Here is a 25,208-nt window from a genome sequence, read left to right as displayed (position 1 = left end):
CAACGGCAACGGCGGAGGCGGGAACGGCGGAGGTGGAGGCGGCAATGGCGGAGGCGGGTCACGATAATCGACGGCCGCGTTGCCACGTAGCGTTCAACGTTCGATGTCGCGGTTTGACATCCAGTTCGTGTCGTTTTTGACGGGTCGAGCCCGCCGATTTTGCACCGGCCCGCTCCATGTCCAACCATTTCGTGTCGCCTTGACGGGCCGACAATTTCGACGGCCTGTCTCTTCGCGCGGCAAGGCAATGTGAATTCATCATGGCTCGGACTTCGATGGCAGTTGGCCCGACTCTATGCCGCCGTCGTGCCAATACCTTCAGTGCCGATCGAGCGCTTGTCGCGCGACAACGCAAAGAGACTGCGACACAGTCGCAATGAATGTTCAATCTCGATCGTGGGCGACCCTCGTGCTATTCACCATGACGGTCATTCTGGTCCAGCAGCGTGTCCTCGAGTTCACCAATTGTTCTTGCACATCGCTTGCACAAAAAACGCCCTTCGTGGGTGAGAACTATCGACCGGGTACGCTTGAACCGGTACCCGGCCATTTCGACGCGAAGTCCGTGGAGTCTTCGCTTACCTGACATAAGGAACAGGCAAGCCGCTTCGAATGACATACACAGTCGTTGGCGCGCCTTTCAGATTTCCTTCGGCATCAAAGGAGTACGTTCCGGCTATTCCCTTGTATTGTTCGTTCGCCAGCTGTGCGATCAGTTTGCTCTTGTCACTCGTCGTCGCTGCTTTCGTCATGGCATCGGCCAACATTTTGACGCCGTCGTAGTAGTTGACTGCATAAACTTGCATGTCTGCATGATAGGTGTCTTTGTACTTCTTAATGAATTTCCGACCTTCCTCAGTCTGGTCCAGAGCGGTCCCGCCTTGAGAGCAATAGACAATCGAGGCTGCTTCGCCTGCCACTTTTCCCATGTCGGCCGTACAGATGGCATCGCCTCCAAGTAACTTGGCCCGCAGACCGCGCTGCCGCATCTGCTTAACCATCGGCGCAGCTTGAGACGCGTAGCCGCCGAAGAAAATTACATCGGGGTTCCTGGCTTTGAGAGCAGTGAGGATGCCAAGGAAATCGGTTGCCTGGCCGTTGGTGAATTGCTTATCGACAATTTCCAGACCGTTTGCCTTGGCCGATTCCTCAAACTGTTCCGCAATTCCTTGCCCATACGCAGAACGATCGTCGATGATGGCAACCGTTTTGGCTTTCAACTCCTTGGCTGCAAAGTCCCCCATCGTCCCACCAAGTTGGGCATCACTGGCACCAATCCGGAAAATGTTCTTAAAGCCCTGCTTGGTAATCGCTGGGTTTGATGCGACAGGCAGGAGAGGAACGCCCGCATTGTTATAGACACGGGACGCAGGGATGGCCACGCCCGAGTTGTACGGCCCGAGGACCGCGACGACGTTGCGGTCGATGAGGTTCTGCGCAACCTGAACGCCGGTTTTGGGGTCGGCCTGGTCATCTTGCGACTCCAACTTGAAAGTCACCTTCTTGCCTGCTATCACCACCCCTTGTTTATTCAGTTCGTCGACGGCCATCCGGGCGCCATATTCATTGTCCTTGCCGTTTGCCGCTTGAGGCCCCGTTAGCGGAGCCGAATGTCCGATCACGACAACTTCCTGTGCCATTGCCGGCAGCGTTAGCGTGACCGCTGTGCAGGCTGTCGCGCCAAGGATAATGAATTTACGCATGCTTAGTCTCCAAACAATAGGTCGGTTTTATGAATACCCTGCCGTCTGTGCTTCTCAACTCTATAAAACGTCAACTGCCCGTCGGCATCGTCAACTCGTCGCTCTCGTCGCTCTCTTCGATGCTCGCGGATCAGGTTCAATAAATCGCGTAGATCTTGCGAACGGGTTCCAGTACATCCCAGCGCCCTGTCCAGCCGGGCGGCAAGATCACGAGATCTCCACCGACTATCTCGGTCACTTCACCCGTCGAATCATCGGTGAGCCTCGCACGGCCAGAAATGATGTACGTGAATTCGGTATCGGGACGGTTTATCACTGGCCAGCCTCCCGGCTGACATTCCCATATCCCCAGATTGCCAACCGCCTCGGGCGCAACAGTCTTGACGGCGATCTGGGGATCGCCGCTATCGGCCCCGGCGCGCTGACCGGCCGAGGCGAGTCGGGCCGAAGCAATATCGGCGGCTTTGACGATGGTGAACTTCGTCATCTATCACTCCTTTTTCAATGGGCACCCGTCAGCTTTTCGAGGACTCGTGCTGTACGCGATGGCTGGTTGGTAACACGTTCTTCAAAATCACTGAAGCCCGCCGCTGTGAGACCGCCGTTGACGCCAATCCAGCGAAAAGGCTCCGGTTCCCACGCCGGTGAGCGATGGTTGACCACAGGCAACTGGTTGATCTCCTCATTGCGATCGAGGATCAGATTGCGCAGGATGCGGCCGGCCAGGTTACTCGTTGCGACGCCATCGCCGACGTAGTTTCCCGCCCAGGCAATGCGCGCGTCTTTGTCCATACTCACGGTCGGGCACCAGTCCCGCGATACGCCGAGCGCGCCGCCCCAGCGATGCGTGATGCGGGCATCGGCCAGACCGGGAAAGAACTCGAGCATTGCGGCGTGGATGTTGGCATGCACTTTGTCGACCAGGTCATCTTCCGGTGACATTCGGGAGCCGAAGCGGTATGGAGCGCCGCGACCACCAAACACCAGTCGGCCTTCCGCCGTCACCTGCCCATACACCCTCAGATGGCGCATGTCATTGAATGCCAGGCGATGATCGAGCCTCAACCGCTGGCGAAGCGCTTGGGGCAAGGGCTCTGTCGCCAGTACCAGGGAGTACAGTGGAATGACAGCGCGGCTGTTCTCCGGCAGCTGGCAGGAGAATGCCTCCGTTGCGCGCACCACCGTTCTTGCCTTGACGCCACCATGCGCTGTAGTCACTTGCCCAGGCGCGATGTGGAGAGCGGCCGTCTTTTCGAAAATGCGGGCGCCCATTCCCTCCACAACGGCTGCCAGTCCACGCACGAGCTTGCCGGGATGGATCAAGGCGCAATGCTCGGTGTAGAGGCCTCCCAGCACACGCCCGGCGCCGATCCGCGTCGAAGCTTCCTTCGCATCGAGCGCGCGCCATTGATCCGGCAATCCAAAGCGAACCGACGCATCGACCGAAGCCTGAATCCGATCGAACTGGGGCTGACTTCGCGCAAGGGAAAGAAAGCCTTGCTTTGCATAGTCGGCCTCGATGCCTTCAAGATCGAGCACGCGCCCAATTTCGTTCACGGTCTCATTCATCGCAGTCTGCAAATGCAATGCCGCGGCGTGCGAATACATTTGCGCCACGCGTTCGAGCGAAATCGGAAATATCGCCGACGCCCACCCTCCGTTGCGGCCCGAAGCGCCGAAGCCGACTGCCTCCCGCTCCAGCAGGACGACCTTTAGCGATGGCTGCGCCTTCAGCAGATAGTACGCAGTCCATAACCCTGTGTAGCCTGCGCCGACGATCACGACATCGGCCTGCTCTTCCCGGTCCAGCATGTCCCGCGCGCGCGAGGGTTCATGCCACAGCGGGCGGTTAGGAAGTTGCGTCAGTTCTTGTACGGATGGCATCCGTCTCTCCTACCAATCAAGGTTCCTGTTAATGCAGTTCGGGGGGCGTTTCCCGTTGCGACGATTACCGTGCAGATGCGAGGCGTATATTGATTCGTCGATTCCGACGTCACGTTCGATTCGCCGCCGATGGTGCCGCTGTCCGCATCTGCTTTCGCTTGCCCTTGACGCAGAACACCGGGTAGGAGGCCAGGATAACGATCAGGGCGATGACGCTTTGCAGAAGGCTGACCTGGGTCTTCGGATCCAGCGCCATGCTTACCAGTACGGCGACGATGGCGACAGTCACGAGGAGCGGCAGCCACGGATGGCCCCACATGCGCAGCTTCAGCACGCCGCGACGTTCCCATTCGCTCCTCAGCTTGAGTTGCGACAGACAGATCATCAGATAGACGAACAGAAACACCGCACCCGAAGAATTGATCAGGAACAGGAAGACCGTGTCGGGCCAAAGCGCCGCGATCACCACACAGCCATATCCGACGAGTGTCGAAGCGATGACTCCCCCGCCACGTCCATTGACACGCCCCATCCACTTCGGTGCCTCGTCGTTCGAACTGAGGACCAGGAGCAGACGCGACGACGTATACAGTCCAGCGTTGAGCACGGACAGCACGGCCACGAGGATGACGGCTGTCAATACGGTTGCGGCGCCCGGGATGCCGATCTTCTCGAGCGTCGCCACGAACGGGGATTTGCCTGGCACGATGTCCGTCCAAGGCTGGGCAACGACAATGAAGAACGCTGAAAGAACGAAGAAGATCAGGATGCGGGCCATCACCGTGTTGACTGCACGGCGAACGTTGCGCTCAGGATGCTCGGATTCGGCAGCGGCAATGGTGGCGACTTCCACCCCTGTCATGGAGAAGATCACGACCACGACGCCTGTGAACAGCGTCCCCACTCCTTTGGGAAAGAAGCCACCGTGTGCGGTCAGATTGGAGAACGTTGCCGTCGATCCTGGCCAGAAATGGAAGACGTAGGCGCCCGCGATGATCAGGAAAGCAGCAATGGCTACGATCTTGACGCCCGCGAACCAGTATTCGGCTTCGCCGAACGATTTGACGGACAACAGATTGAGCGCCGTCATCATCGCCATCAGCCCTAGCGAGATGATCCAGACGGGAATAGTGGGAAGCCACGCATGGATGGTTTGCCCACCTACGACGGCCTCGAAGCCGACCACGATCACCCAGAAATACCAGTAGAGCCATCCCATCGCATAGCCGGCGACATCGCCGTAAGCGAGGCGCGCATAGTCGACGAATGAACCCTTCATGGGGTGAGCCGCCGCCATTTCTCCCAACATGCGCATGATCAGGGCGACGATCAACCCGGTAATGGCGTAGGTGATGAACGCGCCGGGGCCGGTCGATGCGATGACTGCGCTAGAGCCTACGAACAAGCCTGCTCCGATCACACCTCCGAGCGCCAGCATACTGATGTGCCGGGTTTTCAGAGAATGTTTCAGCCGTGGATCGAGCTCCGTCTGGATAGGCATCGGTTGTCTCCTGGAAACGAAATTTGTCTTTTGTTACCTCCATTAAAAGCAAAACGCGCGGGGCAGGCTATGCGCAAAATGTCGTCTTGAGAGACGGCTCTTATACAAATGTATGACTAACCATCCGATGATTTCAAAGGGGCATCGGACAACAGATTGGCAGCCTTTCCAGCCTGTAAGGCGAGCCACAACCGCGTGATCCCGTCGGTCGTGGTCGGTTTGACGCCCGTCAGCTGCTCGATATGTTTCAGGCGGTAGACAAGGGTCTGGCGGTGGATCGCCAGGTCGAAGGCGGTGGATTTCCAGTTGCCGTCGTTCTCGAGAAACGTCATAAGCGTCGAGAGCAGTGCCGTACCGTGGACGCGGTCGTACTCGATCACAGGACCGAGATAGCGGCCAACCAAAGCGCTCGCCTCGGCAAGTGACCTCGGCATCGTGATGTAGCCGGTTTCGATCTCTCCGTAGCGCACGAGATCCTTTCCGACTTCGTGTGCCTGTCCCAGCGCCAGACGCGCCTGGCGCACGCTCTCTCGAAAGCCGGCTGCCTCCGTGACGGGCCCGCTGATGCCGGCCACGGTGCCTTCGCCCAAGCCGAACCGCAGGCATTCCAGCGTGTCGACGTGATCCTGAGCCAGCACGAGCAGCACCTCATCTTCGAGCAGCAAGGGGGTGCGGGCATGCAAAGGTGGCGCATGGTGGATCTCTGCTACGCTCCATGGCCCTTGCTTTCCGGGAGAGACTGCGAGCACGACCAGTGTGCCCGTCAACCCGCGGCGCTCCAGCATGGGACGAAAGGAAAACTCGGCCTCGCCCTTCAACAGCCCGCGTAAGAGTGCCGCGCCTTCTTCTCGCAGGTTGTCGCGGTCGATCATCATCCGCTCCAGCTCGATCTCGAGCAGGCCGAGAAGAGAGCGCACCAGCAGCGGATCCTGCATCGCTTCCGAGTCTCGACGATGAATGACCAGGTCCGCTTTTGCCCGGCCACCGATAGCGACGCGCTCTATAAAGACCGGGCTGGTCTCGACAGAAGATGGCAAGGGACTTGAGGATACGATGATCGAACCGCTGCGGGCATCTTCGATTGCCAGCCCGAGTCGCAACCGTTCTGATAGAACAGTCAGTCGTCCCGCCATGTCCGGCACTTCGCGCAGTGCGGCCGCATAAGTCTCGAACAGTTGTTCGCTGGCTCTGAAGCGATCGCGCTGGGCCTGCAGCACACTCTCGATCACATGCTTCGACAACTGCACGAATTCAAGCTCGAAGCTCCCTTCCAGTACCGGAAACATAAGACGGTCTGCTGCATCTAGCATCTCGCGTGACAGTTCCGGCGCATCGGCCTGGCGTGCGACAACTAATGCACTTGCATTGCTACGCGCCAGCTTCTCCAGCCAGGCAATCTGGTCCGGCGCATTGCGCGGCACGCCTACACCCGTTGTCATGACCAGATTGCCGGCGGCAATCCATCTCCAGGGATCGGGAAGGTCAACAGCATGGGCCCAGGTGATTGTCCGCGTCAGTCCGGACAATCCAGCAAGGGCCGTTAGTTTCAGGGATCGGGTATCGAGCAACTCCTGCACGGTAATCATCGCTTGCGCTTGGTAGGTATTGACAGGTAGATGGCGGAAATGGTCCGAACGCCTTTAACAATCCCGCCGACCCTCGTCGGCATCCGTTGCGTCAGGCCGTCACTTTGAAGCGTACCAAACCAGAACGGGTTGAGCATGGCATGGCGGGGGCGATGAGCCTAGGGTCATCATCAAGCGACGGTGCAGTCTCCTTGCATGCCCACTGGTCGGAACCGTCGGCACTGCGGACTGGACGATAACAACGACCGGCTCTGAACTGTCGCAAGTGCGCTCAAGGCAGTCGTAGCTATGGCCTGCCATACGAACGGATCGTATGTGTGCCGACGGGTATTCGCAAAACGCGCGTGCCGCGATACGCGTGACCTCGATCGCGGCACCGACGCTTTCCACCACCAATCAGATCAAAAGATCGCCGAGCAACGGGCAACTCGACAGTGGTACGGGTCCGTTCGCCGTGATCAGGACCTGCTCTTCCAGTTTGACGCCCTCCTGGCCACCCTTCTCTCCGATGAAGCTCTCAACCGACACCACCATATTTTCTTCGAACGTACCGTCGTAACCCCATTCCTCGAAATCTACGGCATAGGCGACGCTCGGATATTCGTCGACGAGACCACATCCGTGCACCATCATCATGTAGCGGTTGTGCACGTACTTTTCCGGCACGTCCCAACACTTCCCGGCAAACTCCCGAAACGTCACGCCGGGTTTGAGCAGTGCGCTGTTATGAGCGATCTGATCCCTCGCATGACCAAACAGCGTCCTTTGCTCCGACGATGGACTTTTCCCCGGGCAGATGAAGCTTCTGGAAATATCGGACAAGTATCCGCCAGGACCCACCATGTCGGTATCGAACCCGACGATATCGCCAGCGTTGATGACGCGGTTCGAGACATCCCTGAACCACGGATTCGTCCGAGGTCCGGAACTCAGAAGGCGCGCCTCACTCCACTCCCCTCCGTGGGCCGTGTTCGTATCCTGGAGCACGCTCCAAAGCTGATTCTCCGTGATGCCGGGCCGCAGTGCCTCCCGCATTCTAGAAACGCCAAGATCACATACGGCCATCGACACTCTGTGCTGCTCGATCTCTTGCGGGCCTTTTATCAGGCGCGCCATTTCCGTGAGCGGTTGTGCGTCATGAAGCGATATCCCTTCGGCCCTCAGCAGGTCGGCCCCCCAGGGATCGCACTTGTCGACGGCCAAACGCCTGTTTCCGCATCCATGCTGACGCACGACGTCGGCGATGCACCGGGCCCAATCTCCCGCTTTTTCCTGGACGCGCGGCCCTGCAAGAAAATAATTCCATGCAATCGTAGGACGGATTTCATCGATCGACTCGATGTCTTCGCTGTTGTGTCGGCTGGTCGTGAAATCGAACAAGATGACTGGACCATCGGTCGCGACGAAAACGTATCGACTCGGAGCGTGCATCACCCATACGCCCAGGCTGTTCGTATCCGTCGCATACCGAATGTTGATCGGATCCGCCAGCAACATCCCGGCATAGTCGTGCAGACGCAGTTGAGCGCGCAGTCGTTCCACGCGATATGCGCGCAAAGCCGGGCGATCGATACCTTCGAACGCGGCAATGATCGAACTGTCGATCTTGCTGACCTGATGTATTGCAACCAGGCCGTCGCTACGGAAAAGCCGGTCGGCTGCATGGTGTGAGTTAGACGCATTGGCTTCGTTGTTATCGCGGCTGTTCATAGGGTTACCTGTATCGGTGGTAGACGATCGCAAACAGACGCCACCACGAGTTACCGTTTGTCTGGAAGAAAGCCGGCATGGCGAGTGCGCCTTTCGCATCCATCAACGGACTGCGCAAAGGCATATGCGGTTGCGTGGGGCTCGCTTCCGGCCGACGTTCTCGACGCTCTTTCGTCTCTGCCGTATCGCGCTCTCATCCATCCATCGGAAAGCCCGACCAGCTTTGCGGACATGTGCGAGCAGATCAGCACGCAGCGCCATGCCTCGCAACGCCCGAGACTGACAGATGGTGCGCGTTGACTATTGCGTCGTAAACGCAGGAAAAAAAACCGGCGAGGTTAACTCAAGGTTAACGCAATCGGATGATTGGGATTGTTGCCGGTCGCTATCGATCGATAACAGGCGCGCGGCCTATGCGGCGCTGCGATTGCAAAGAAACGAACCCTTGATCCAGTCGGCCACGGCGCCAGTGGCCGCCGCAACTGGTGAATGTCGGAGCACGGTCAGATGAAACCCGTGGCAGCGAACCGGCTCCATTCTGATGGGCTGTACAAGCGTTTTGTTGGTGAGGAACCGCTCCATGAGCGGAGGCCCGATCAGCGCGAATCCCTGTCCATCGAACACGGCCTGGACCAGATTCGTATAGGTGTTCACAGTGATCGTGGACTTGGCGGCATCCATGTTGACGCCCTGGTTGGTAAACCAGGTCGACCATCGCGTCAACCGGTCAAAAGGCCCCTCGAGATGAATCAACTGATGCTTGAGCAGATCAGCCGGCTTTTCCGGTGCCTCCCTGTTCGCGAGATAGGTGGCCGAACACGTTGGCGCGATCGTCTGTGACGTGAGAAGAACCGAATCCCCTTCCGGCGGCGTCAGCCCGTAGGTAACGGCGATGTCGACACTGCTGTCGCCGTCCGCGTACTGGTCAGCGACGATAAACCGAAGTTCGATGTCCGGATGCAGCGCGCGAAACGCACCAAGGTTCGGCAAAAGCCAGTAGGTCGTGAAGCCCGCCGTGGCACTGATCGTCACGATGTTATCGATGGGGCGTGAACTGACTTCCGTGGTTGCGTGAAGAACCTGCCGCAAAGCGGATGAAATCGCGGCATGATAGCGGGCGCCGTTATCTGTCAGCCTGACAGCACGGTCGACGCGATGGAAGAGCTGAACACCCAGAAAGGTCTCTAAAGCCTGAACCTGCTGGCTTACCGCGACCCGCGAAACGTCCAGCTCGACGGCTGCACGCGAAAAACTCAGATGGCGCCCGGCGGCTTCGAACGTGATCAGCATGTTTGGCGGAGGAAGTGTTGCCTTCAATGAACCCATCTGCACAATCTCCCTGTTGGCCCTCACGCTATGGTGCAACCAGCGATGCAACCGCCGATCCGCCGTCTGAATTGTAGCCTGATTCCCCGCCCGCGGGCCTGCGGTCCCCACGCTCCCTTTCCTGACCGGGTGTCAGGCCGAATTCCTTTCTGTACGCGGTCGCGAAGTGAGCGTGCGATTGAAATCCGCACGCGACGCATACCTCCGTGAGAGAGAAGCTGCTTTGCAACAAGAGCTGCCTTGCGTGATGCAGCCGGAGCGAGCGGTAGTATTTCATCACGGGCTGACCCACCGCATTCCTGAATGTACGCGAGAGCTGCCGCTCGGACAGACCGCTACGCCCGGATAAGGCGTCGAGCGACAGCGGCGTTTCGATGTTGCGTTCCATCAGCTCGGTGATGGCGGACACCAGGCTTCTCGACGATCCGTAACGTGTCGTCTTCTGCCTTGCATCGGTGCTTCTGATGCCATTCAAGGAAAATTGACTCGATATCATTGCGACGATTTCCGATCCCATCGATCGCCTAACGATATCCAGCATCATGTCCACCGGCGCGATCCCGCCTGCGCAGGTCAGCCTGTCCCGGTCGATCCTGAATACGCGCTCCTCAAATCCGACTTCGAAAAATCTCTCTGCTTGAGCATAGAGATATTCCCAGTGGATTGCGCACGTGTAGCCTCTTAGCAGCCCGGCCTTTGCGAGGACATAGGCGCCGGTGCATATCCCGCCGATGAACTTGCCGCTTCGGGCGTACTGCTTCACCAGATTGAGATGCGCCACCGTTGTCGTTCGCTCGATATCGTTCCCCCCACAGACGAAAACAACATCCGCCCGGTCCATCCGGTCGCCGGAAAACGCGGGGACCGTCAAGCCGTTACTCGCCCGGACGGGGAATCCGTCTATACCCGCCACCGACCATTCGAAAATGTCACTGCCGCTGACCTGATTCGCCATACGCAGTACTTCGAGCGCATTCACGAACGCGATCATGCTGAAGTTCGGGACAAGCAAAAAAGCGAAATGTCTTGCCGACCGCAGTCTTGCCCCGTAATGCGGGTCGTTTAGAGCAGACGCTTGCAGGTTCCTGTTGTCGACGGAGAACACTTTTCGTGAATCAGGGCTTGAGAATTGCCTTGATCTCCAGATAGGCTTCAAAACCCGCTTCACCGCATTCCCGTCCGTTGCCTGACTGCTTGAAGCCACCAAACGGTGCGGACGGATCCCATTGCGGCTGATTGATCTGCACCTGCCCCACGCGCAAGCGGGCCGCGACTCTTGAGGCGCCTTCATCGCTTCCCTGCACGTACCCTGCAAGCCCGTATGGGGTATCGTTCGCGATATCGACAGCCTCGTCGACATCGTCGTAGGCAATCAACGACACGATGGGAGCGAAGGTTTCTTCCCTCGCGATCCGCATGTTTCGAGTCACATTGGCGAACACCGTCGGCTGGATGAAATACCCTGTCTCGATGCCGGCGGGAAGCTCCGCACCGCCCGTCACCAACGTCGCGCCCTCTTCCAATGCGGAGGCGATCAATGCCCTGCCGCGGGTGTACTGTGCTTCGTTCACGACCGGGCCGAGCAATGTGGCTTCATCGAATGTGTCACCGCAACGAAAATCCCCAGCGGCGTGCCGGGCCACTTCGATTGCCTGTTCGTACTGGGTACGATGAACCAGCATTCTTCCGGGCGCCGTACATGACTGCCCGGCATTGCGATAGGCAGCATGCACACCCGCCTTGACTGCTGTCCTTATATCGGCGTCGGGCAAGATGATGTTCGCCGAATTTCCACCGAGTTCCTGGTGCACGCGCTTCACCGTGTCGGCCGCCGCCTTGGCGACAAGCACCCCTGCTCGGGTAGAACCCGTGAACGAGATCATGTCCAACCCCGGATGCGCCGACATTGCGGCACCCACCGTCGCGCCATCACCGTTGACCAGATTGAACACCCCCGCGGGTACGTCCGCATCGTGCAGCAACTCAGCGAGACGTATTGCGCTCAGCGGGGAATATTCACTCGGCTTGAGAACAACGGTGCAACCTACAGCCAACGCGGGGATGAGCTTGGTGATGATCTGCAAGACTGGAAAGTTCCAGGGTGTGATCAGTCCGCACACGCCCGCAGGCTCCATAACCAGTGTTGTCTTGCCTTGCTTTTTCTCGAACTCGAATCGTTGAAGAATCTCGATTCCATTCTGGATGTGAGCCTCGGATCCTCCCACCTGGGCCGATCGGGAAAAAGAAATCGGAGTGCCCATCTCCAATGTCATCAGCCTCGCGAATTCCTCCCGTCGCTCTTCGAACATCGCCGCGATACGGCGAAGCATCTCCAGCCTGAAACGGACATCCGATTTCGAAAACGATTCGAAAGCGCGTCTCGCCGCGTTGACAGCGGCGTCGGTATCCGCCTGGGTTCCCATCGCGATCTCGCCAACCGGTTCGAGGGTCGCAGGATTGATGACCGCGCGGCGCGCACGATCCGTGGCAGGAACAAACTTCCCGTCGATGTAAAAATGGTCAAGATAGCGCACTGCGTTTCCTCGGTTCGATACGGGTTTGGGTACGGCGTTACGACTCGTACCTCATGGCGTGGTCCTACCGGATTCAGGCGGCCGTCGTGTGCACGAAGGTGACCGCTGGCGTGCCGGCTGCAGCTTCGTCCTCTCGCTGCGGCCCGCCGCGCACACTGCGCGGCACGATCGCGCGGATCAGGTCCCGCATGGCCAGCGTACCGATCGGCGAGCCCGCCTCGGTGACGGTGAACGTCCGGTCCGGGTCGCCTTGCGCTTTCACCATGGCGGACTCGAGCGTCTCATTGCCGTCGATGACGTCTGTCGTCTGTGCCACGGTGGACAGGCCCGGCTGCATCACTGACCTGACTCTGAGTACGCGCGCCCGGTTGATGTCGTTGACGAAGCGCTCGATATATTCGTCGCGCGGATTCAGGATGATGCTTTGCGGTGCCCCCTGCTGAACGATCTTGCCGTCCTTGAGAATGACGATATGATCGGCGATCTTTAGCGCTTCCTCGAGATCGTGTGTAATGAATACGATCGTCTTGAAGAGCTCGCGTTGAAGCTCGATGAGCAGATCCTGCATGTCGGCACGCGTCAAAGGATCGAGAGCGGAAAACGCTTCGTCCATCAACAGCACGCCCGCATCCGAGGTCAACGCCCGTGCAATTCCGACCCGCTGCTGCATCCCGCCCGACAGCTGATGCGGATACCGGCTCTCGAAGCCACTCAGGCCGAGGCGGTCTATCCAGCGCCGGGCATCCGCCGTCGTGGCTTCTCTGGACTTGCCGCATACCTTCTTCGCAAGCCCCACGTTCTCGAGCACGGTGAGATGCGGCATCAAGGCAAAGTTCTGAAATACCATCGACACGCAAGATCGCCTGAATTCCAGCAATGCACGGCCTGACAGCTCCGTGATATCCCGACCGTCCATGAGGATCTGCCCGGCGGTGGGCACAATCAGGCCGTTCAGATGACGAATGAGCGTCGACTTTCCCGATCCTGAAAGCCCCATGATGACGGTGATCTCTCCCGCGCGCATGTCGACGTTGATGTCGTGCAGACCAATGACGTGACCATGCTTTTCGAGCAGTTCCGATTTGCCGACGCCATCGCGGACGAGGGGCATCATCGCTTTGGCGTTCGGTCCGAAAACCTTGAAACAGTTCTGGACCGATATTTTCACCTCGCCGCTCATGTGCGTTCTCCCTGAGTGTGGGCGCTAAGGCGCGACATCGACGCCTTGGTAACGCGATCAAAAAGTATCGCCAGAAAGACGATCGAAAGACCTGCTACCAAACCTACGCCAAGCTCGAGATTGTTGATTCCTCGAAGCACCAGCACGCCAAGTCCAGGAGCCGATACGAGCGAGGCAATCACCACCATCGACAATGACATCATGATTGTCTGGTTGACACCGGCCATGATGCTTGGAAGCGCCAGCGGAAGCTCTACGCCGAGCAGCTTCTGGAACCAGCTCATGCCAAACGCAGATGCCGCTTCCCCAACGCTCCCGTCGACCTGACGGACGCCCAGATCGGTCAGCCTTATCATGGGAACGATTGCATAGAGAATGATGGCGATCCCGTAAAGCTTGGGTTCCGTGACACTGAACAGGAAAATCAGCGGAATCAGATAGACGAACGAAGGCAGCGTCTGGAGCATGTCCAGCACGGGCAAAAGACTGCTCTTCAGCTTGTCGCTCTTCGACATCGCAATGCCGATCGGCATGCCCACAACGATACAGATGATGGTGCAGGTGAAAACGATCGCTGTGGTCTGCAACGCGTAATGCAGATGATCGACCAGGCCGAGGCAAAACAGGATCCCGGCGGCGAGCGCCGTAATCCTTTTCGAACGCGACAGTCCGTAAGTCACGAGCAAAAGGGCTACCGTGATGAGCCACCACGGAACCACATCCACCACATGCAACGAGAAATCCAGCAGCCATGACAACGGTTGCGTCAACGGATCCAGAACCAGCTTCAACGCGTTGCGGATGTGCAGGAAGCCGTGCTCGATTCCCGAAGTGAAATCGCGGGTCCGTGGGATTGCCGGACAGTCTGCGTTGAGCGCATCCAGGGAAGGAAACGGCACATTCCATCCGCTCCCGTCTTTTGACGTCGCAGACGCCGATTTCGCGATCAGTTGTGCAAGCGACACCGGTCCCGTCTGTGCGTCAGCGTCGCACCACTGCCGGACAGCCGGCGATCCGAAAATTGCGTTGTAGATGTTCATAGACTTGATCCGGCGTCCGTGTTTTCAGCACTCACATTTCGCCCCAACCCGATGAGGTGCAACGCAAGCAATCAAAGAACAAGGCAGGCAGCGCGGCCGGTGAACGGCCACGGTCACGCTATTTGATCACTGCACCGACCTTCGCAGCCGCGTCGGGTGACAGCCAGCCTTTCCAGAGGTCTTTATAATGCGTCAAAAAATATGCGGCAGTCTCGTCAGCTGTAGCCTTGTTCGCCTCTTGCCACGAAAGCAGCTGGTTCATGGTTGCATTGGTAAACGAAACATGGCTCATCAGGGCAACGATGTCGGGATGCGCGTCATGAAACGGCTTGGACATCGTCGTGAGGACGGGCGCCGGGGGCCATCCCGTCTTGCCCGGTGAAGCGCAATCCAGACGGGCATTGCACTTCGCGATCTCGGGAGCGATGGGGCCCATATCCACACTCACCATCGGATACTTGCCCAGCAGGGAGGTCGGTGCCCAGTAGTAACCGAACCAGGGTTTCTGATCCTTGTAAGCTGCGGCAAGCGAAGCTGCAAGCGTTTCACCGGACCCGAAGCTGACTACCTTGATGCCGTGCCCCTGCAGATCGAAGGCCTTCACAAGGTTATTGTTGGAAACGGTCGACCCCCATCCCGGCGGCCCGTTGTTGAACTGCCCCCCGACGAGATCCGGATGCGCGAGGATGCCACTCAGCGTTTTGAGTTCAGGATGCTTGTCCACGAGGTACTTCGGCACCCACCAACCGTCCTGGCCGCCATCGGAGAGCACCTTGGCGACTGGCACGATTTTGCCCTGCTTCTCGAGCGTGTAGTAGACGTCGGCCACAGCCGGCCAGACTTCGGTCAGGATGTCGGGCTTACCGGTTTCGGCAAGTGAGGTCAATGCGGGAACTGTCGACGTCGGCACCTTCTGCACCTTGCATCCGTACCCCTGTTCCATGAGAAAACCCGAAACGGCGGTCACCACGGCCGCCGACGACCAGTTCATCTCCGTAATGGTCACGGAGCCACATTCCGCGGACATCGCTGGAGCGGAAATCGAACCGAGCAAGAAAGCTGCGGACAGTGCGAGTAACGATTTCATACAATGGTTTCCTGTGTTGAGTTCCGTTGTGTGGTTACTTTCTTTTCCCGCTTGCAACGTGCTGCGAATTTCATACTTCAAAGGCGCTGGTTTGCGTTGAGCAGGTCGATCGACGATCGGCGATCTGCTCCCATTCAACGCGTCGCATCTTTTTTACGGTGTCGTCGGGCGGCCCGACGATCAGTTCCTGGCGCGGGCTCGCTCTGCCAGAATCATATCGGCGCCCTTTTCCCCGATCACCAGGCTGATTGCATTCAGGTTGCCACTTGGAATCTGTGGAATGATCGACGAATCCACTACGCGCAAACGGTCTATCCCGATCACCTTGAGATCCGGCGTGACAACTGCGTCCGCGTCAGTACCCATCTTGCAGGTCCCGCAAGGATGGAAACTTCCGCCAGCGTTCTCCCGAAGGTAGCCAAGCCACTCGTCATCTGTCTGAACATCGTCGCCTGGCTTGCATTCACCCGTCACGTATGGGGCGAACGCCTTTGAACGAAGCGCCGACCTCGCGATCCGGGCGCCCGCAATCAACGTCTCGCAATCGTATGGGTCGCTCAGCATGTTGAACTGGATGCCCGGCGGTGCGAACGGATCAGCGGACTTGAGACGGATATAACCCCGGCTCCTCGAGCGGTTCACGTTCGGCTGCAGGTTCACCGCGGCTTCCTTCTCCATGCGTATTCCCTCGTCGGTGTAGCTCGAAGAGAACGCGCCGAAGTGATACTGGATATCCGGATAGAAAAGCTCGGGCCTGGTACGGACAAGACCTATGCCGCTATACGAGAACGTGGCCTGACCTGATCGCGACACGATGAAGCGGGAGCCGTACTTGATCATCCCCATCGCGTTGAACTCCTGATTCGCCGTGCGAACGTTGACAAACGCCTTGACCTGGCACGCAGGATGTTCCTGCAGATTGCGTCCGACTGCCTCATTGCCGACGATGGTCTTGATCCCCGCGAGGGCCAATTGCTCATGCGGTCCGATGCCGGAATGCATGAGGATCTTTGGCGAATTGATCGCACTCGCGCTGAGGATGACTTCTCCGGTGCAATGCTCGACATGTGTGCATCCATCCATGTCGAATTCAACGCCGACTGCCGTGCCGTTCTCGATGATGATCCGGCGTACGAGTGCTCCCGTGACGATCTTTAGATTCGCTCTGTCTTTTACCGGATGGAGATAGCCTCTTGCCGCGCTCCACCTGATGCCTCGATGTTGCGTCGAATGCAGAATCGCGACGCCTTCGGTGGGCTCGGCATTGAACGATGCGTTCTTCCGATAGCCGATCTCCTCCATCGCGTCGAGGAAGACTCGCGTCAACTTTGGCACGCCGCGAATTTCGCCGATGACGATGGAACCCGACTTACCGTAAGCGTCGCTCACTCCATCGCGATTGCACTCGACCTTGTGGAAATAAGGAAGCAGTTCGTCGTATGACCATCCCTTGTTTCCAAGTTCCGCCCAGTGATCATAGTCGCCGCGATTACCTCGGACGTACCATGTAGCGTTGATGGAGCTCGACCCGCCAAGCACCCTGCCCCTCGGAACGATCTCGGTCCGGTTGTTTCGTGTGGGATCGGGCTCGGTTGGAAACATCCAGTCCGTTTCGGGATTGTTCATCGCCTTCATCGCCAGCGCCGGTATCTTGATGGCAAAGCGATTGTCGTCGCCTCCCGCTTCCAGAAGCAACACCTTGTGCTGGGGATCGGCGCTCAAGCGGTTGGCCAGTACACATCCAGCTGAACCAGCACCGATGATGATGAAATCCCAGGTCATTGTCTTGTGTCTAGTCCGGTGATGTGTGTGGGTCAACTCATCGTCGTCTGCAAACGGATGCCAGGCCTGGCTCGCCGCAAAGCGACGTTCGTCGCATCTGAAGACGATACCTTATCCGCCGCTCACCGCCGCCGTCGCAGCGCGTTCCTGCGCGGCTGGATCGATCAACCGCGTCAGGGTGCGCATGAGAACGGAGATATCCGAGGACGGGATGCTCTCGAGTCGCGCGTTCTGAAAAGCGATCCAACGCTCGCCGATCGCCTCGCGAAGTGCAACGCCCGAAGGGGTCAGCCGCATCCCACCGTCTTGTGCATGAACCAGCAATGACTTCCGCGCAAGTTCGACAACGGCGTCCTCGACGTCGCGCTGCCCGAGATAGGTTTGAGCGGCGATGCCGTCCACTTTGATGCCGGGATGCCCATACACGGTGGCGAGTACTCTCGCCACGGCTATGCTGACGCCTTCGGCGCGCCGATGCTCTTCGAACGCTTCGGAGAGTGCATGATGAGCATTGAAGATCAGTTGCAGCACGTTGTTCGCGAGCGTGTTCGGCTTCTCAGCAGCCATCGCCGCCGGCTCACCGGGCGCATCGGGATGCTCGAGCGGTATGCTGTACTGGCCCTGGCTGAATATAAGCGGCATCCCGTCGTACCTCTCCAGCTGCTGCACGCGGCCGATGAGAATCAGATGATCGCCGCCATCGTGTCGCGCTTCGGCGCTGCACTCGAAGCGTGCGATGCAGCCGGAAAGCAACGGGGACCCGAACCGCCCCGGAATCCAGTCGACGTTCGCGAACTTGTCAGTCACCTTGCTTGAAAAGTGCCGCGAGAGCTCGATCTGCTCCGACGACAGTATGTTGACGGCGAAATGCTCGCAAGAAGAAAAAGCGTCGAAGCTCCGCGATTTCCGGTCGATTGACCATAGCAGCAACGGTGGATCAAGCGACAGCGACGAAAATGAATTGACCGTGACTGCGAATCGGCTGGTGCCATCCGATGTGGTCACAATGGCAACGCCCGTGCCGTATTGGCTCAGGCAACGCCGGAACATCCGGAGGTCGTCGGCCGGGTTGCCCTGCTCGACGGGCGTCGCACCGCGGAAAGCCTGCTGATCAGAAGAACGCATCATTTTGCCGCTCTCTCGTTTCGTTTAGATATCGATGGACTGATTGGGATGCAATCAGGCATACATGCTGCGCGGCTCCTTGAGGCCGAGGTTCTGACGCAGGGTCTGGCCTTCGTACTCTTCACGAAATCTTCCCCGTCTGCGCAATTCCGGAAGTACGAGCTCGACAAAATCGTTCAGTGCGTGAGGCAAATGGGTCGGCGCGATGTTGAAGCCATCTGCAGCCTTTCCGTCCATCCATTGCTCCATCGCATCCGCAACGTCGCTCGCCGTTCCAACGACAGTCAGATGCTCCTGCGCCATCGCAATCCGCTTGTAGAGCTGGCGAATCGAGAGCCCTTCGCGTTGGGCGGTTTCGTAGTACATCTGGGCACTGCTGCGCAAACCTGCGTTCTCGAGATCCGGCTTCGGCACGGGACCATCGAGATCGAGATGCGACAGATCGCCGAATGAACGCTTCAAAATGGACAGGCCGACGAGTGGATCAATGAGCTCTTCGAGCTGCCGGTATTTTTCTTGCGCTTCCTCTCGCGTCCGACCGACGATCGGCGTCAATCCGACCATCAGCAGAAGATCGTCTTCGGTTCGCCCATGCGAAGGGAGCCGGCTTTTGACCGACGCATAGTACTTCTTCGCCGATTCAATGTTCTGCTGGGCAGCGAAAACGATGTCGCAATGCTTTGCGGCAATCTGCTGCCCGACTTCAGAGGTCCCCGCCTGAACCAGGATCGGCCGACCCTGCACGGAGCGGCGCACGCTGAGTGGACCGCGCACAGAAAAATGCTTGCCGACGTGACCAAGCACATGGAGTTTTGATTCGTCGTAGAAAACGCTCGATTCCTTGTCGTGCACGAAAGCGTCGGCATCCCAGCTGTCCCATAGTCCGGTCACGACGTCGACGAATTCCGCTGCCCGCTCATATCGCGTGTCGTAATCGAGATGCTTGGCGCGATTGAAATTCCATGCTTCCTGTTCCGACCAGGATGTGACGACGTTCCATCCGCATCGCCCCGCACTGATCTGGTCGAGTGAGCCGTACTTCCGGGCGATATGGTATGGCTCGTTGTAGGTCGTCGAGGCAGTCGCCACGAGACCGATGCGATGCGTGCGACTCGCAAGGGCTGACAGAAGCGTCAGAGGTTCGAGTTCCACGTTGTGGCTGGCTCGACAGAGCGAGCCTTTCGGAACATCGTCATACCGGATCCCGATGCCGTCCGCGAGGAAAAGTAGATCGAACTTGTTTTCCTCTGCTACTTTCGCGACGTTCAAATACGAGTCGAACCGTGATGCAGCGTCGGCGCGCAAGTCCGGGTGACGCCACGCACCGAGGTGATAACCCATGTATCTCATTGACAGGCCAAGTTTCATCTGCTTCTTGCTCATCGTATCCTCTGGTTTCTCGATCAAACCGTCGCAAAGTGGAATGCAAGGACCATCCTCACCTGACCGGCCCATTACGACGCGCCGACCTGGCAGGTGAGTAAGTAACTGCATCTTAGGAGCGACGCCAGCCGCCGTAAACGCAGGAAAATAAAGGAGGGATGTAAAGCCTGGCTTATCAAAGAGCGGGCTCGCCAAGCGGGCGACCATGCCTCGGCCGGCCGCGCGAAGTCCCCGCGGGCGAATCCCCCAGAACGCGGGAGAATTTACGCGTGGGATGAGCCAATCATCGAATGGGCGAGTTTCCTGACGAGACGCGAGTCTGGCTTCGATGGTGTGGCAGGGACGGGTGGGAAGCGGGCACATAGGCCAGAGACGACCTCGATCGGGCGCTAGCCGCGCGCGATTCAACGTCCGTTCGGACCCAACGCTGTTACAGATCCGTGATTCAGTGCGCCGTTGCCCGCCGACCTGAAGCACGTCGAAGCCGCGCCACTGTCAACTAGCGGCCCGCGAACCGCCAGCCTGTCCCAAGACTGGCGTTACTCATTCCCACGGATCAGGGTTAGCGTTTGCCGCGGCTGCCAGCTGGTTTGCCAGCCGGCTTGCGTGAACCCGCAGCTGACTTGCTGGCAGGCTTGCTGCGTGGCTTTTGCACACTGAACGGGCTACCGCTGGTCAAGCTTGTGCCTTTACCCGCGACCACAGCGCGCTGCGTCCCAGGCTTGTGTTTGTTTTCGCCGCTTTGCGGCGGGCGCGGCTTTTTGCTGAGCACAGGCATGCCGCCAGGCGCAGCTTGCGGCACCTTGGACTTCTTGGGCTTTTTGGGTTTCTTGATGATCTGGCCCGTCGCGCTGGTTTGCGGCACGCGGTGTTCGGCTTCAAAACCTGGTTCTTCTTCACGGGGCAGCGTTTGCCGGATCAGCGCTTCAATCGCGGCCAGTTGTGGCGCTTCATCGGCACACACAAGGGACACCGCCACGCCGCTGGCACCCGCGCGGCCGGTACGGCCAATACGGTGCACATAGTCTTGCGCCACGATGGGCAGATCAACGTTGATCACCAGCGGCAGGTCGTCGATATCCAGTCCGCGCGCAGCCACATCGGTGGCTACCAGCATCTGTACTTCGCGTGTCTTGAAGCGCTCTAGCGCCCGAAGGCGCGCGGGTTGCGGCTTGTCGCCGTGGATAGTGTCGACCGCATAGCCCGCTTCATCCAGCATGGCCGCCAGGTAATCCACGCCATTGCGGGTTTTGACGAACACCAGCGCGTGTTCCCAATTGTTCTCGGCCACGAGGTGCATGAAGAGGTCAGGCTTGTTCTTTTTATCCACCGGCACCACCCACTGCCTGATCTTGCTGGCCGTGGCATTGGGCGGGCTGACGCTGATATTGACCGGCCCGCGCAGAATGCTCGCCGCCATGGCGCGGATATCGTCGGTAAACGTGGCAGAGAACAGCAGGGTCTGGCGCTGAACGGGCAAGGCGGCAAAGACCGCGTTGAGTTCGCGCGCGAAACCCAGATCCAGCATGCGGTCCGCTTCATCCAGCACCAGCGTTTGTACCTGATCAAACTGCACTGCGTTCTGGCGATTGAGATCCAGCAAACGGCCCGGCGTGGCAACGAGCACATCCACGCCTTTGCGCAACTTCATCATCTGCGGGTTGATACTCACGCCGCCGTAGGCGGCCAAAAATCGTAAGTCGAGGCCTTTGCCATAAGCGATAAAGCTTTGCAGCACCTGTTCGGCCAATTCACGCGTGGGCACCAGCACCAGAACACGCGCGCGGTTGCTGGAGACTGCCGGGCCGTGTTGCACGAGCCGTTGCAACAAAGGCAGCGCAAAGCCCGCCGTTTTGCCAGTGCCGGTCTGTGCCCCGGCCATGACGTCCTTGCCACTGAGCACAGCGGGGATCGCCTTGGTCTGCACCGGCGTAGGTGTCTGGTAATTGAGGGCCTGCACGTTACGCAGCAAGGGATCGATCAGGCCAAGCGAGGCAAAAGACATTGGCGTATTCCGGGCTAAAGCCGCAATTCTAGCGGTTACCGTGCTGAGTGCATCGCGCAGATCGAAGGCCCCGAAAGATGGACGTCGTGACTACCGGATTTGAAAGCCGTCGACCGCTCGAGGTCGAAATCGATGGCGTCAGGCATTCGGGAACGTATCGGATGATGTCCGGTTCGGTTATCGTCTATTGGCGCGGCGAGGTGAGATTCGGAGCGTATGGCACGTACCGAACCCGAACGCGTCGCGCAATGGTTTCTGCGCGACCTCGTTCTGAATGGCGAAACAGCGAAATGCGAAGGCGCGGCGACATAGCCCCCGTCATCGTTCGAAGCTGACGCTGCCTGGAACGGAGTCGTATTTCAGACGGTACCCCTTCATCCTGAGAAGCAACACTCCCGATGCCCTACGCGACCTATTCGCAGCGTGCCCGAGCCCTGTGCATTGACTCAATATGGTGGACGGTCATCGTACTGTTCATCCCTCTTGGCCCGTCAACCGACGACATCCTCGCTGCACCGGAGACCTTCACTACGTCCATCGTTCTCTGGCTCCTGGTCGGTCAATGCATCCCGATACTGGCCACTGGCATGATGTGGGCAGTGTGGGGAACGTCTCCAGGAAAGCGGGCGGTTCATCTTCGAATCGTGGATGCGGACTCTGGACAGGCGATAACCGTCACACAAGCCGCGCTGAGGACAATCGGGTACTTGCTCACGTTCGCTACATTCGGCGCCGGCTTTCTGTGGGTCCTGTTTAACCCGAGGAAGCAAGCTTTGCATGACCGTCTTGCCAACACTGTTGTCATTTCAATCCGGGCGTCCGATAAGGGCGGGTAAACCAATAGCATCGACCGTTTTGTACAGCGAACGTGGAAACCGGCAGAGAGCGAGCACGCAAGGGTCGGGAATCACACGATTATTGTGAGCATCCGCGCGATGCAGCGTTGCTGCATCTGCATCGACCCACCTATTGCCCCGTATAGCCGACGGGCGCCGTGTACTGTCCGGCAAATGCATTCGCATTCGTCGACACGACGTAAATCGGCGATTCTGTGAGTGTCAAATTCACAACTCCATTCGTGTATGCCACAGATACCGGGTTGCCCATCATATCGATCACCGTCACATGGCCGCTGGTGCCGGGCGAATCGACTGTCAGCGCGTAGCTGGTGCTATAGGTTGGACTGTAAGCGCCCGACGCGGTCGGCCAGTACGCATTGTTGTGCGTCCATAGCGCGGTAATGACAGGACCATTGTTCAACTGCTGGAATGCATAGCCATACACCATCGACGGCAGTCCGTTCAGGCGTCCCAGTGTCTGCGTGCCGTCGAGTACGCGCGTCAGCGCGGCGAACGCAAGTGCTTCGGGTTTCGGGCTCACGTTCGTGGCGCCATACTGACCTTGCGGGTTGACGATATCGAAGAATGTGCCCTCACCGATATCGACTGGATAGTCCGCGCCGTAGAAGAAGTACGTGACTTGAGCACCCTCGCCGAGAATGATCAGATGCGCGCGCAGCGCCACGGCAGCTTGCCCGTATAGCTGATTTGCGGACGGATATGACGCGCCGTATGCAGCACCCGCATCGTAGCTGATGCCGAGTTCCGTCATCCACAGCCGCATGTTCGGCTTGATCGTCTGCATTTGCGCGCGCAACGAACGCATCTGCTGATCGAGCGCATTGGCTACGTTCGCGGGATTTGGATCGGTGTCGTATTGCTCGGGCGGATGACCTGCGTAGGTGCCCGCGTTGTAATAGCCGTGCGTCGTGACGCCGTCCAGGTAGTTGCCGATTCCAAGCGGTCCATAGGTCGCGAGAAAGCCTTGCGTGCATTGCGTCGTGCAATTCGCCGGAAAGACATTCGTCGTGCCCATGACGACGGCATTCGCATCGGTCGAATGCAGGCCCTTGTACACCGCTGAGTACATTGCGATGAAGTTGGCATTGGAATCCGCCCATTGCGGTTCCCACGTCACCTGGTAATAGTTGTTCTGCTGATTGGGGAAATACGCCTTTCTGATTGCGTCGCTATCGCTACCAACGCGCCCCATGTAATTCTGGTAGTAGGTCAGATTCGTTGGCGCGTTAGTGTCATCCTGGAAGCCGCCTGTTGGGCTCGCCCACGCCGGAACGCCGTCGAGCCGGATAAGACGCATGATCTTTCCATTCGTATAGAACGAGTCGAGATCGGATAAAGACGGTGTCCATGTATTCGCGGCGTTCGGCTCCATTGCGGACAGCTCGCGATCGTCGATGGTCTGCGAAATGCCGATTGCGGCCAGCATCGGGCCGTTGTCGTTAAAGCCCTGCATGCCGAAACGGTGTTGTTCCTGATGCGCAAAACTGACGGCCGGAATCGTACTGGACAGGTTAGGTAGAACGCCGAACGTCGCGATGCCCATGGGTCGCGTCCCCGCTTGGGGCAGCGTGCCACCCGCGTGTGAAAGCGTCGCCGTGATCGCGAAGTAGCCCCCAATGGATGCCGTGCATGAAAGCGTACTCGTGAGTTTGCCGCTCGAAACCGTGAACGAGCCACTGCCTTTGACGTTGCCCAACTGATCCTGCATCGACCAGACGACCGTATCGGTGGATGTCGCTGCCGTGACGAACGACACCTTGAACGCGGTCCCTTGATTGAAAAGGCGCGTGCCGTCGCTGCTCGGCGTATCGACGGTGATCAGGCCGTTCGCGGTTCCGCCCGATGCGGAAGTCGGATTGCTGCAAGCGATTGAGCCTGTTGGTGTTGGCGTTGGTGTTGGCGTCGGTGTTGGTGTTGGTGTTGGTGTTGGCGTCGGTGTTGGTGTTGGTGTTGGTGTTGGTGTTGGCGTTGGTGTTGGTGTTGGCGTTGGCGTTGGCGTTGGCGTCGGCGTTGGTGTCGGCGTTGGTGTCGGCGTTGGCGTTGGCGTTGGCGTTGGCGTCGGCGTTGGTGTTGGTGTTGGCGTTGGCGTCGGCGTTGGTGTCGGCGTTGGTGTCGGCGTTGGCGTTGGCGTTGGCGTTGGCGTTGGCGTTGGCGTTGGCGTTGGCGTTGCCCCCGAAGGAATCCAACAGAACTTCCCACTCCCAAAATCAGGATCTGTACCGAATGCCGCATTTGTGCAAGCGGTGCCATTCGTAAAGACCTTCGAGACATTATTTGCGGTCGTACTTCCGCCATACAGGACTGTCTTGGTACCCGAGAACGAGCAGTACCTGTTTTCGACGGCGCATTGCGTCCAGCCCGAAGGCGAAGGTGTCGGAGTCGGAGTCGGAGTCGGAGTCGGTGTCGGTGCAGGCGCCGCGGAGGTGCTCGCGTACCAGCAGCTCTTCGCATGGCCGAACGCAGGATCGGTTTGCGAAACGGCCCCCGTCGAACATTGCACGC

General features: G+C 58.7%; 18 protein-coding genes. 1 reads left to right on the top strand and 17 read right to left on the bottom strand.

Annotated elements, in window-relative coordinates; translation table 11 throughout:
- Positions 1-578 precede the first annotated feature (578 nt).
- From G3N95_RS20465 to G3N95_RS20390, 16 genes are all read right to left on the bottom strand, one after another.
- Positions 579-1,703 (bottom strand): branched-chain amino acid ABC transporter substrate-binding protein, encoded by a 1,125-nt coding sequence (locus G3N95_RS20465; RefSeq protein WP_205971884.1) that lies wholly within the window; start codon positions 1,701-1,703, stop codon positions 579-581.
- Between the two features lie 136 nt (positions 1,704-1,839).
- Positions 1,840-2,190, bottom strand: a complete 351-nt coding sequence (locus G3N95_RS20460) for a cupin domain-containing protein (RefSeq protein WP_090836865.1) — start codon at positions 2,188-2,190, stop codon at positions 1,840-1,842.
- Between the two features lie 14 nt (positions 2,191-2,204).
- Complete coding sequence (locus G3N95_RS20455) at positions 2,205-3,515, bottom strand: FAD-dependent oxidoreductase (RefSeq protein ID WP_205971883.1); 1,311 nt, start codon at positions 3,513-3,515, stop codon at positions 2,205-2,207.
- 181 nt (positions 3,516-3,696) lie between these two features.
- Positions 3,697-5,088 carry an amino acid permease gene (locus G3N95_RS20450; protein ID WP_205971882.1) on the bottom strand — a complete coding sequence of 464 codons (1,392 nt, stop codon included), beginning with the start codon at positions 5,086-5,088 and terminating at the stop codon, positions 3,697-3,699.
- 116 nt (positions 5,089-5,204) lie between these two features.
- Entirely contained in the window at positions 5,205-6,674 is a 1,470-nt protein-coding gene (locus G3N95_RS20445; protein WP_205971881.1) for a PucR family transcriptional regulator, read from the bottom strand.
- Between the two features lie 396 nt (positions 6,675-7,070).
- A complete protein-coding gene (locus tag G3N95_RS20440) occupies positions 7,071-8,384 on the bottom strand; it encodes a Xaa-Pro peptidase family protein (RefSeq protein ID WP_241018756.1) in 1,314 nt (437 codons plus the stop codon).
- Positions 8,385-8,795: 411 nt separating this feature from the next.
- The gene (locus tag G3N95_RS20435; RefSeq protein ID WP_241018754.1) at positions 8,796-9,710 is read right to left on the bottom strand and encodes a LysR substrate-binding domain-containing protein; all 915 of its coding nucleotides are present in this window, start codon (positions 9,708-9,710) and stop codon (positions 8,796-8,798) included.
- Between the two features lie 28 nt (positions 9,711-9,738).
- Positions 9,739-10,815 (bottom strand): GlxA family transcriptional regulator, encoded by a 1,077-nt coding sequence (locus tag G3N95_RS20430; protein ID WP_346778387.1) that lies wholly within the window; start codon positions 10,813-10,815, stop codon positions 9,739-9,741.
- A gap of 10 nt (positions 10,816-10,825) precedes the next feature.
- Positions 10,826-12,244: an aldehyde dehydrogenase family protein gene (locus G3N95_RS20425; RefSeq protein WP_205971877.1), complete on the bottom strand. Its 1,419-nt coding sequence runs from the start codon at positions 12,242-12,244 to the stop codon at positions 10,826-10,828.
- 73 nt (positions 12,245-12,317) lie between these two features.
- Positions 12,318-13,424: an ATP-binding cassette domain-containing protein gene (locus G3N95_RS20420; RefSeq protein WP_241018752.1), complete on the bottom strand. Its 1,107-nt coding sequence runs from the start codon at positions 13,422-13,424 to the stop codon at positions 12,318-12,320.
- Positions 13,421-14,464, bottom strand: a complete 1,044-nt coding sequence (locus G3N95_RS20415; RefSeq protein ID WP_205971876.1) for an ABC transporter permease subunit — start codon at positions 14,462-14,464, stop codon at positions 13,421-13,423. The genes G3N95_RS20420 and G3N95_RS20415 overlap by 4 nt, the downstream gene beginning before the upstream one ends.
- 118 nt (positions 14,465-14,582) lie before the next feature.
- Positions 14,583-15,551, bottom strand: coding sequence for a glycine betaine ABC transporter substrate-binding protein (locus tag G3N95_RS20410; RefSeq protein ID WP_241018749.1), 969 nt, complete (start codon positions 15,549-15,551; stop codon positions 14,583-14,585).
- A 180-nt stretch (positions 15,552-15,731) separates the two neighbouring features.
- Complete coding sequence (locus tag G3N95_RS20405) at positions 15,732-17,333, bottom strand: GMC family oxidoreductase N-terminal domain-containing protein (RefSeq protein ID WP_205971875.1); 1,602 nt, start codon at positions 17,331-17,333, stop codon at positions 15,732-15,734.
- A 111-nt stretch (positions 17,334-17,444) separates the two neighbouring features.
- Complete coding sequence (locus G3N95_RS20400; protein WP_241018747.1) at positions 17,445-18,461, bottom strand: flavin reductase; 1,017 nt, start codon at positions 18,459-18,461, stop codon at positions 17,445-17,447.
- A 51-nt stretch (positions 18,462-18,512) separates the two neighbouring features.
- Entirely contained in the window at positions 18,513-19,841 is a 1,329-nt protein-coding gene (locus tag G3N95_RS20395; RefSeq protein WP_205971874.1) for an LLM class flavin-dependent oxidoreductase, read from the bottom strand.
- 562 nt (positions 19,842-20,403) lie between these two features.
- Complete coding sequence (locus G3N95_RS20390; RefSeq protein WP_205971873.1) at positions 20,404-21,846, bottom strand: DEAD/DEAH box helicase; 1,443 nt, start codon at positions 21,844-21,846, stop codon at positions 20,404-20,406.
- Positions 21,847-22,244: 398 nt separating this feature from the next.
- Here G3N95_RS20390 and G3N95_RS20385 point away from each other — a divergent pair, with 398 nt between their 5' ends.
- Positions 22,245-22,682 (top strand): RDD family protein, encoded by a 438-nt coding sequence (locus G3N95_RS20385; protein WP_205971872.1) that lies wholly within the window; start codon positions 22,245-22,247, stop codon positions 22,680-22,682.
- Positions 22,683-22,812: 130 nt separating this feature from the next.
- Here the strand turns inward: G3N95_RS20385 and G3N95_RS20380 are convergent, their stop codons facing one another.
- Positions 22,813-25,005, bottom strand: coding sequence for a hypothetical protein (locus G3N95_RS20380; RefSeq protein WP_241018767.1), 2,193 nt, complete (start codon positions 25,003-25,005; stop codon positions 22,813-22,815).
- Between the last annotated feature and the right edge of the window lie 203 nt (positions 25,006-25,208).

The organism is Paraburkholderia sp. Tr-20389, assembly GCF_017104565.1.
Classification (GTDB): Bacteria; Pseudomonadota; Gammaproteobacteria; order Burkholderiales; family Burkholderiaceae; genus Paraburkholderia.
Note: the sequence above shows the minus strand (reverse complement) of the source record. Positions and strands in the feature narration are given on the sequence as shown.

What these genes read in the sequence shown, in the direction of transcription:
- G3N95_RS20460 (WP_090836865.1), bottom strand. Translation starts at nt 2,190, where the DNA reads ATGACGAAGTTCACCATCGTCAAAGCCGCCGATATTGCTTCGGCCCGA.
- G3N95_RS20395 (WP_205971874.1), bottom strand. Translation starts at nt 19,841, where the DNA reads ATGAGCAAGAAGCAGATGAAACTTGGCCTGTCAATGAGATACATGGGT.
- G3N95_RS20385 (WP_205971872.1), top strand. Translation starts at nt 22,245, where the DNA reads ATGCCCTACGCGACCTATTCGCAGCGTGCCCGAGCCCTGTGCATTGAC.
- G3N95_RS20450 (WP_205971882.1), bottom strand. Translation starts at nt 5,088, where the DNA reads ATGCCTATCCAGACGGAGCTCGATCCACGGCTGAAACATTCTCTGAAA.
- G3N95_RS20415 (WP_205971876.1), bottom strand. Translation starts at nt 14,464, where the DNA reads ATGAACATCTACAACGCAATTTTCGGATCGCCGGCTGTCCGGCAGTGG.
- G3N95_RS20410 (WP_241018749.1), bottom strand. Translation starts at nt 15,551, where the DNA reads ATGAAATCGTTACTCGCACTGTCCGCAGCTTTCTTGCTCGGTTCGATT.
- G3N95_RS20400 (WP_241018747.1), bottom strand. Translation starts at nt 18,461, where the DNA reads ATGATGCGTTCTTCTGATCAGCAGGCTTTCCGCGGTGCGACGCCCGTC.
- G3N95_RS20440 (WP_241018756.1), bottom strand. Translation starts at nt 8,384, where the DNA reads ATGAACAGCCGCGATAACAACGAAGCCAATGCGTCTAACTCACACCAT.
- G3N95_RS20445 (WP_205971881.1), bottom strand. Translation starts at nt 6,674, where the DNA reads ATGATTACCGTGCAGGAGTTGCTCGATACCCGATCCCTGAAACTAACG.
- G3N95_RS20435 (WP_241018754.1), bottom strand. Translation starts at nt 9,710, where the DNA reads ATGGGTTCATTGAAGGCAACACTTCCTCCGCCAAACATGCTGATCACG.
- G3N95_RS20390 (WP_205971873.1), bottom strand. Translation starts at nt 21,846, where the DNA reads ATGTCTTTTGCCTCGCTTGGCCTGATCGATCCCTTGCTGCGTAACGTG.
- G3N95_RS20455 (WP_205971883.1), bottom strand. Translation starts at nt 3,515, where the DNA reads ATGCTGGACCGGGAAGAGCAGGCCGATGTCGTGATCGTCGGCGCAGGC.
- G3N95_RS20465 (WP_205971884.1), bottom strand. Translation starts at nt 1,703, where the DNA reads ATGCGTAAATTCATTATCCTTGGCGCGACAGCCTGCACAGCGGTCACG.
- G3N95_RS20405 (WP_205971875.1), bottom strand. Translation starts at nt 17,333, where the DNA reads ATGACCTGGGATTTCATCATCATCGGTGCTGGTTCAGCTGGATGTGTA.
- G3N95_RS20420 (WP_241018752.1), bottom strand. Translation starts at nt 13,424, where the DNA reads ATGAGCGGCGAGGTGAAAATATCGGTCCAGAACTGTTTCAAGGTTTTC.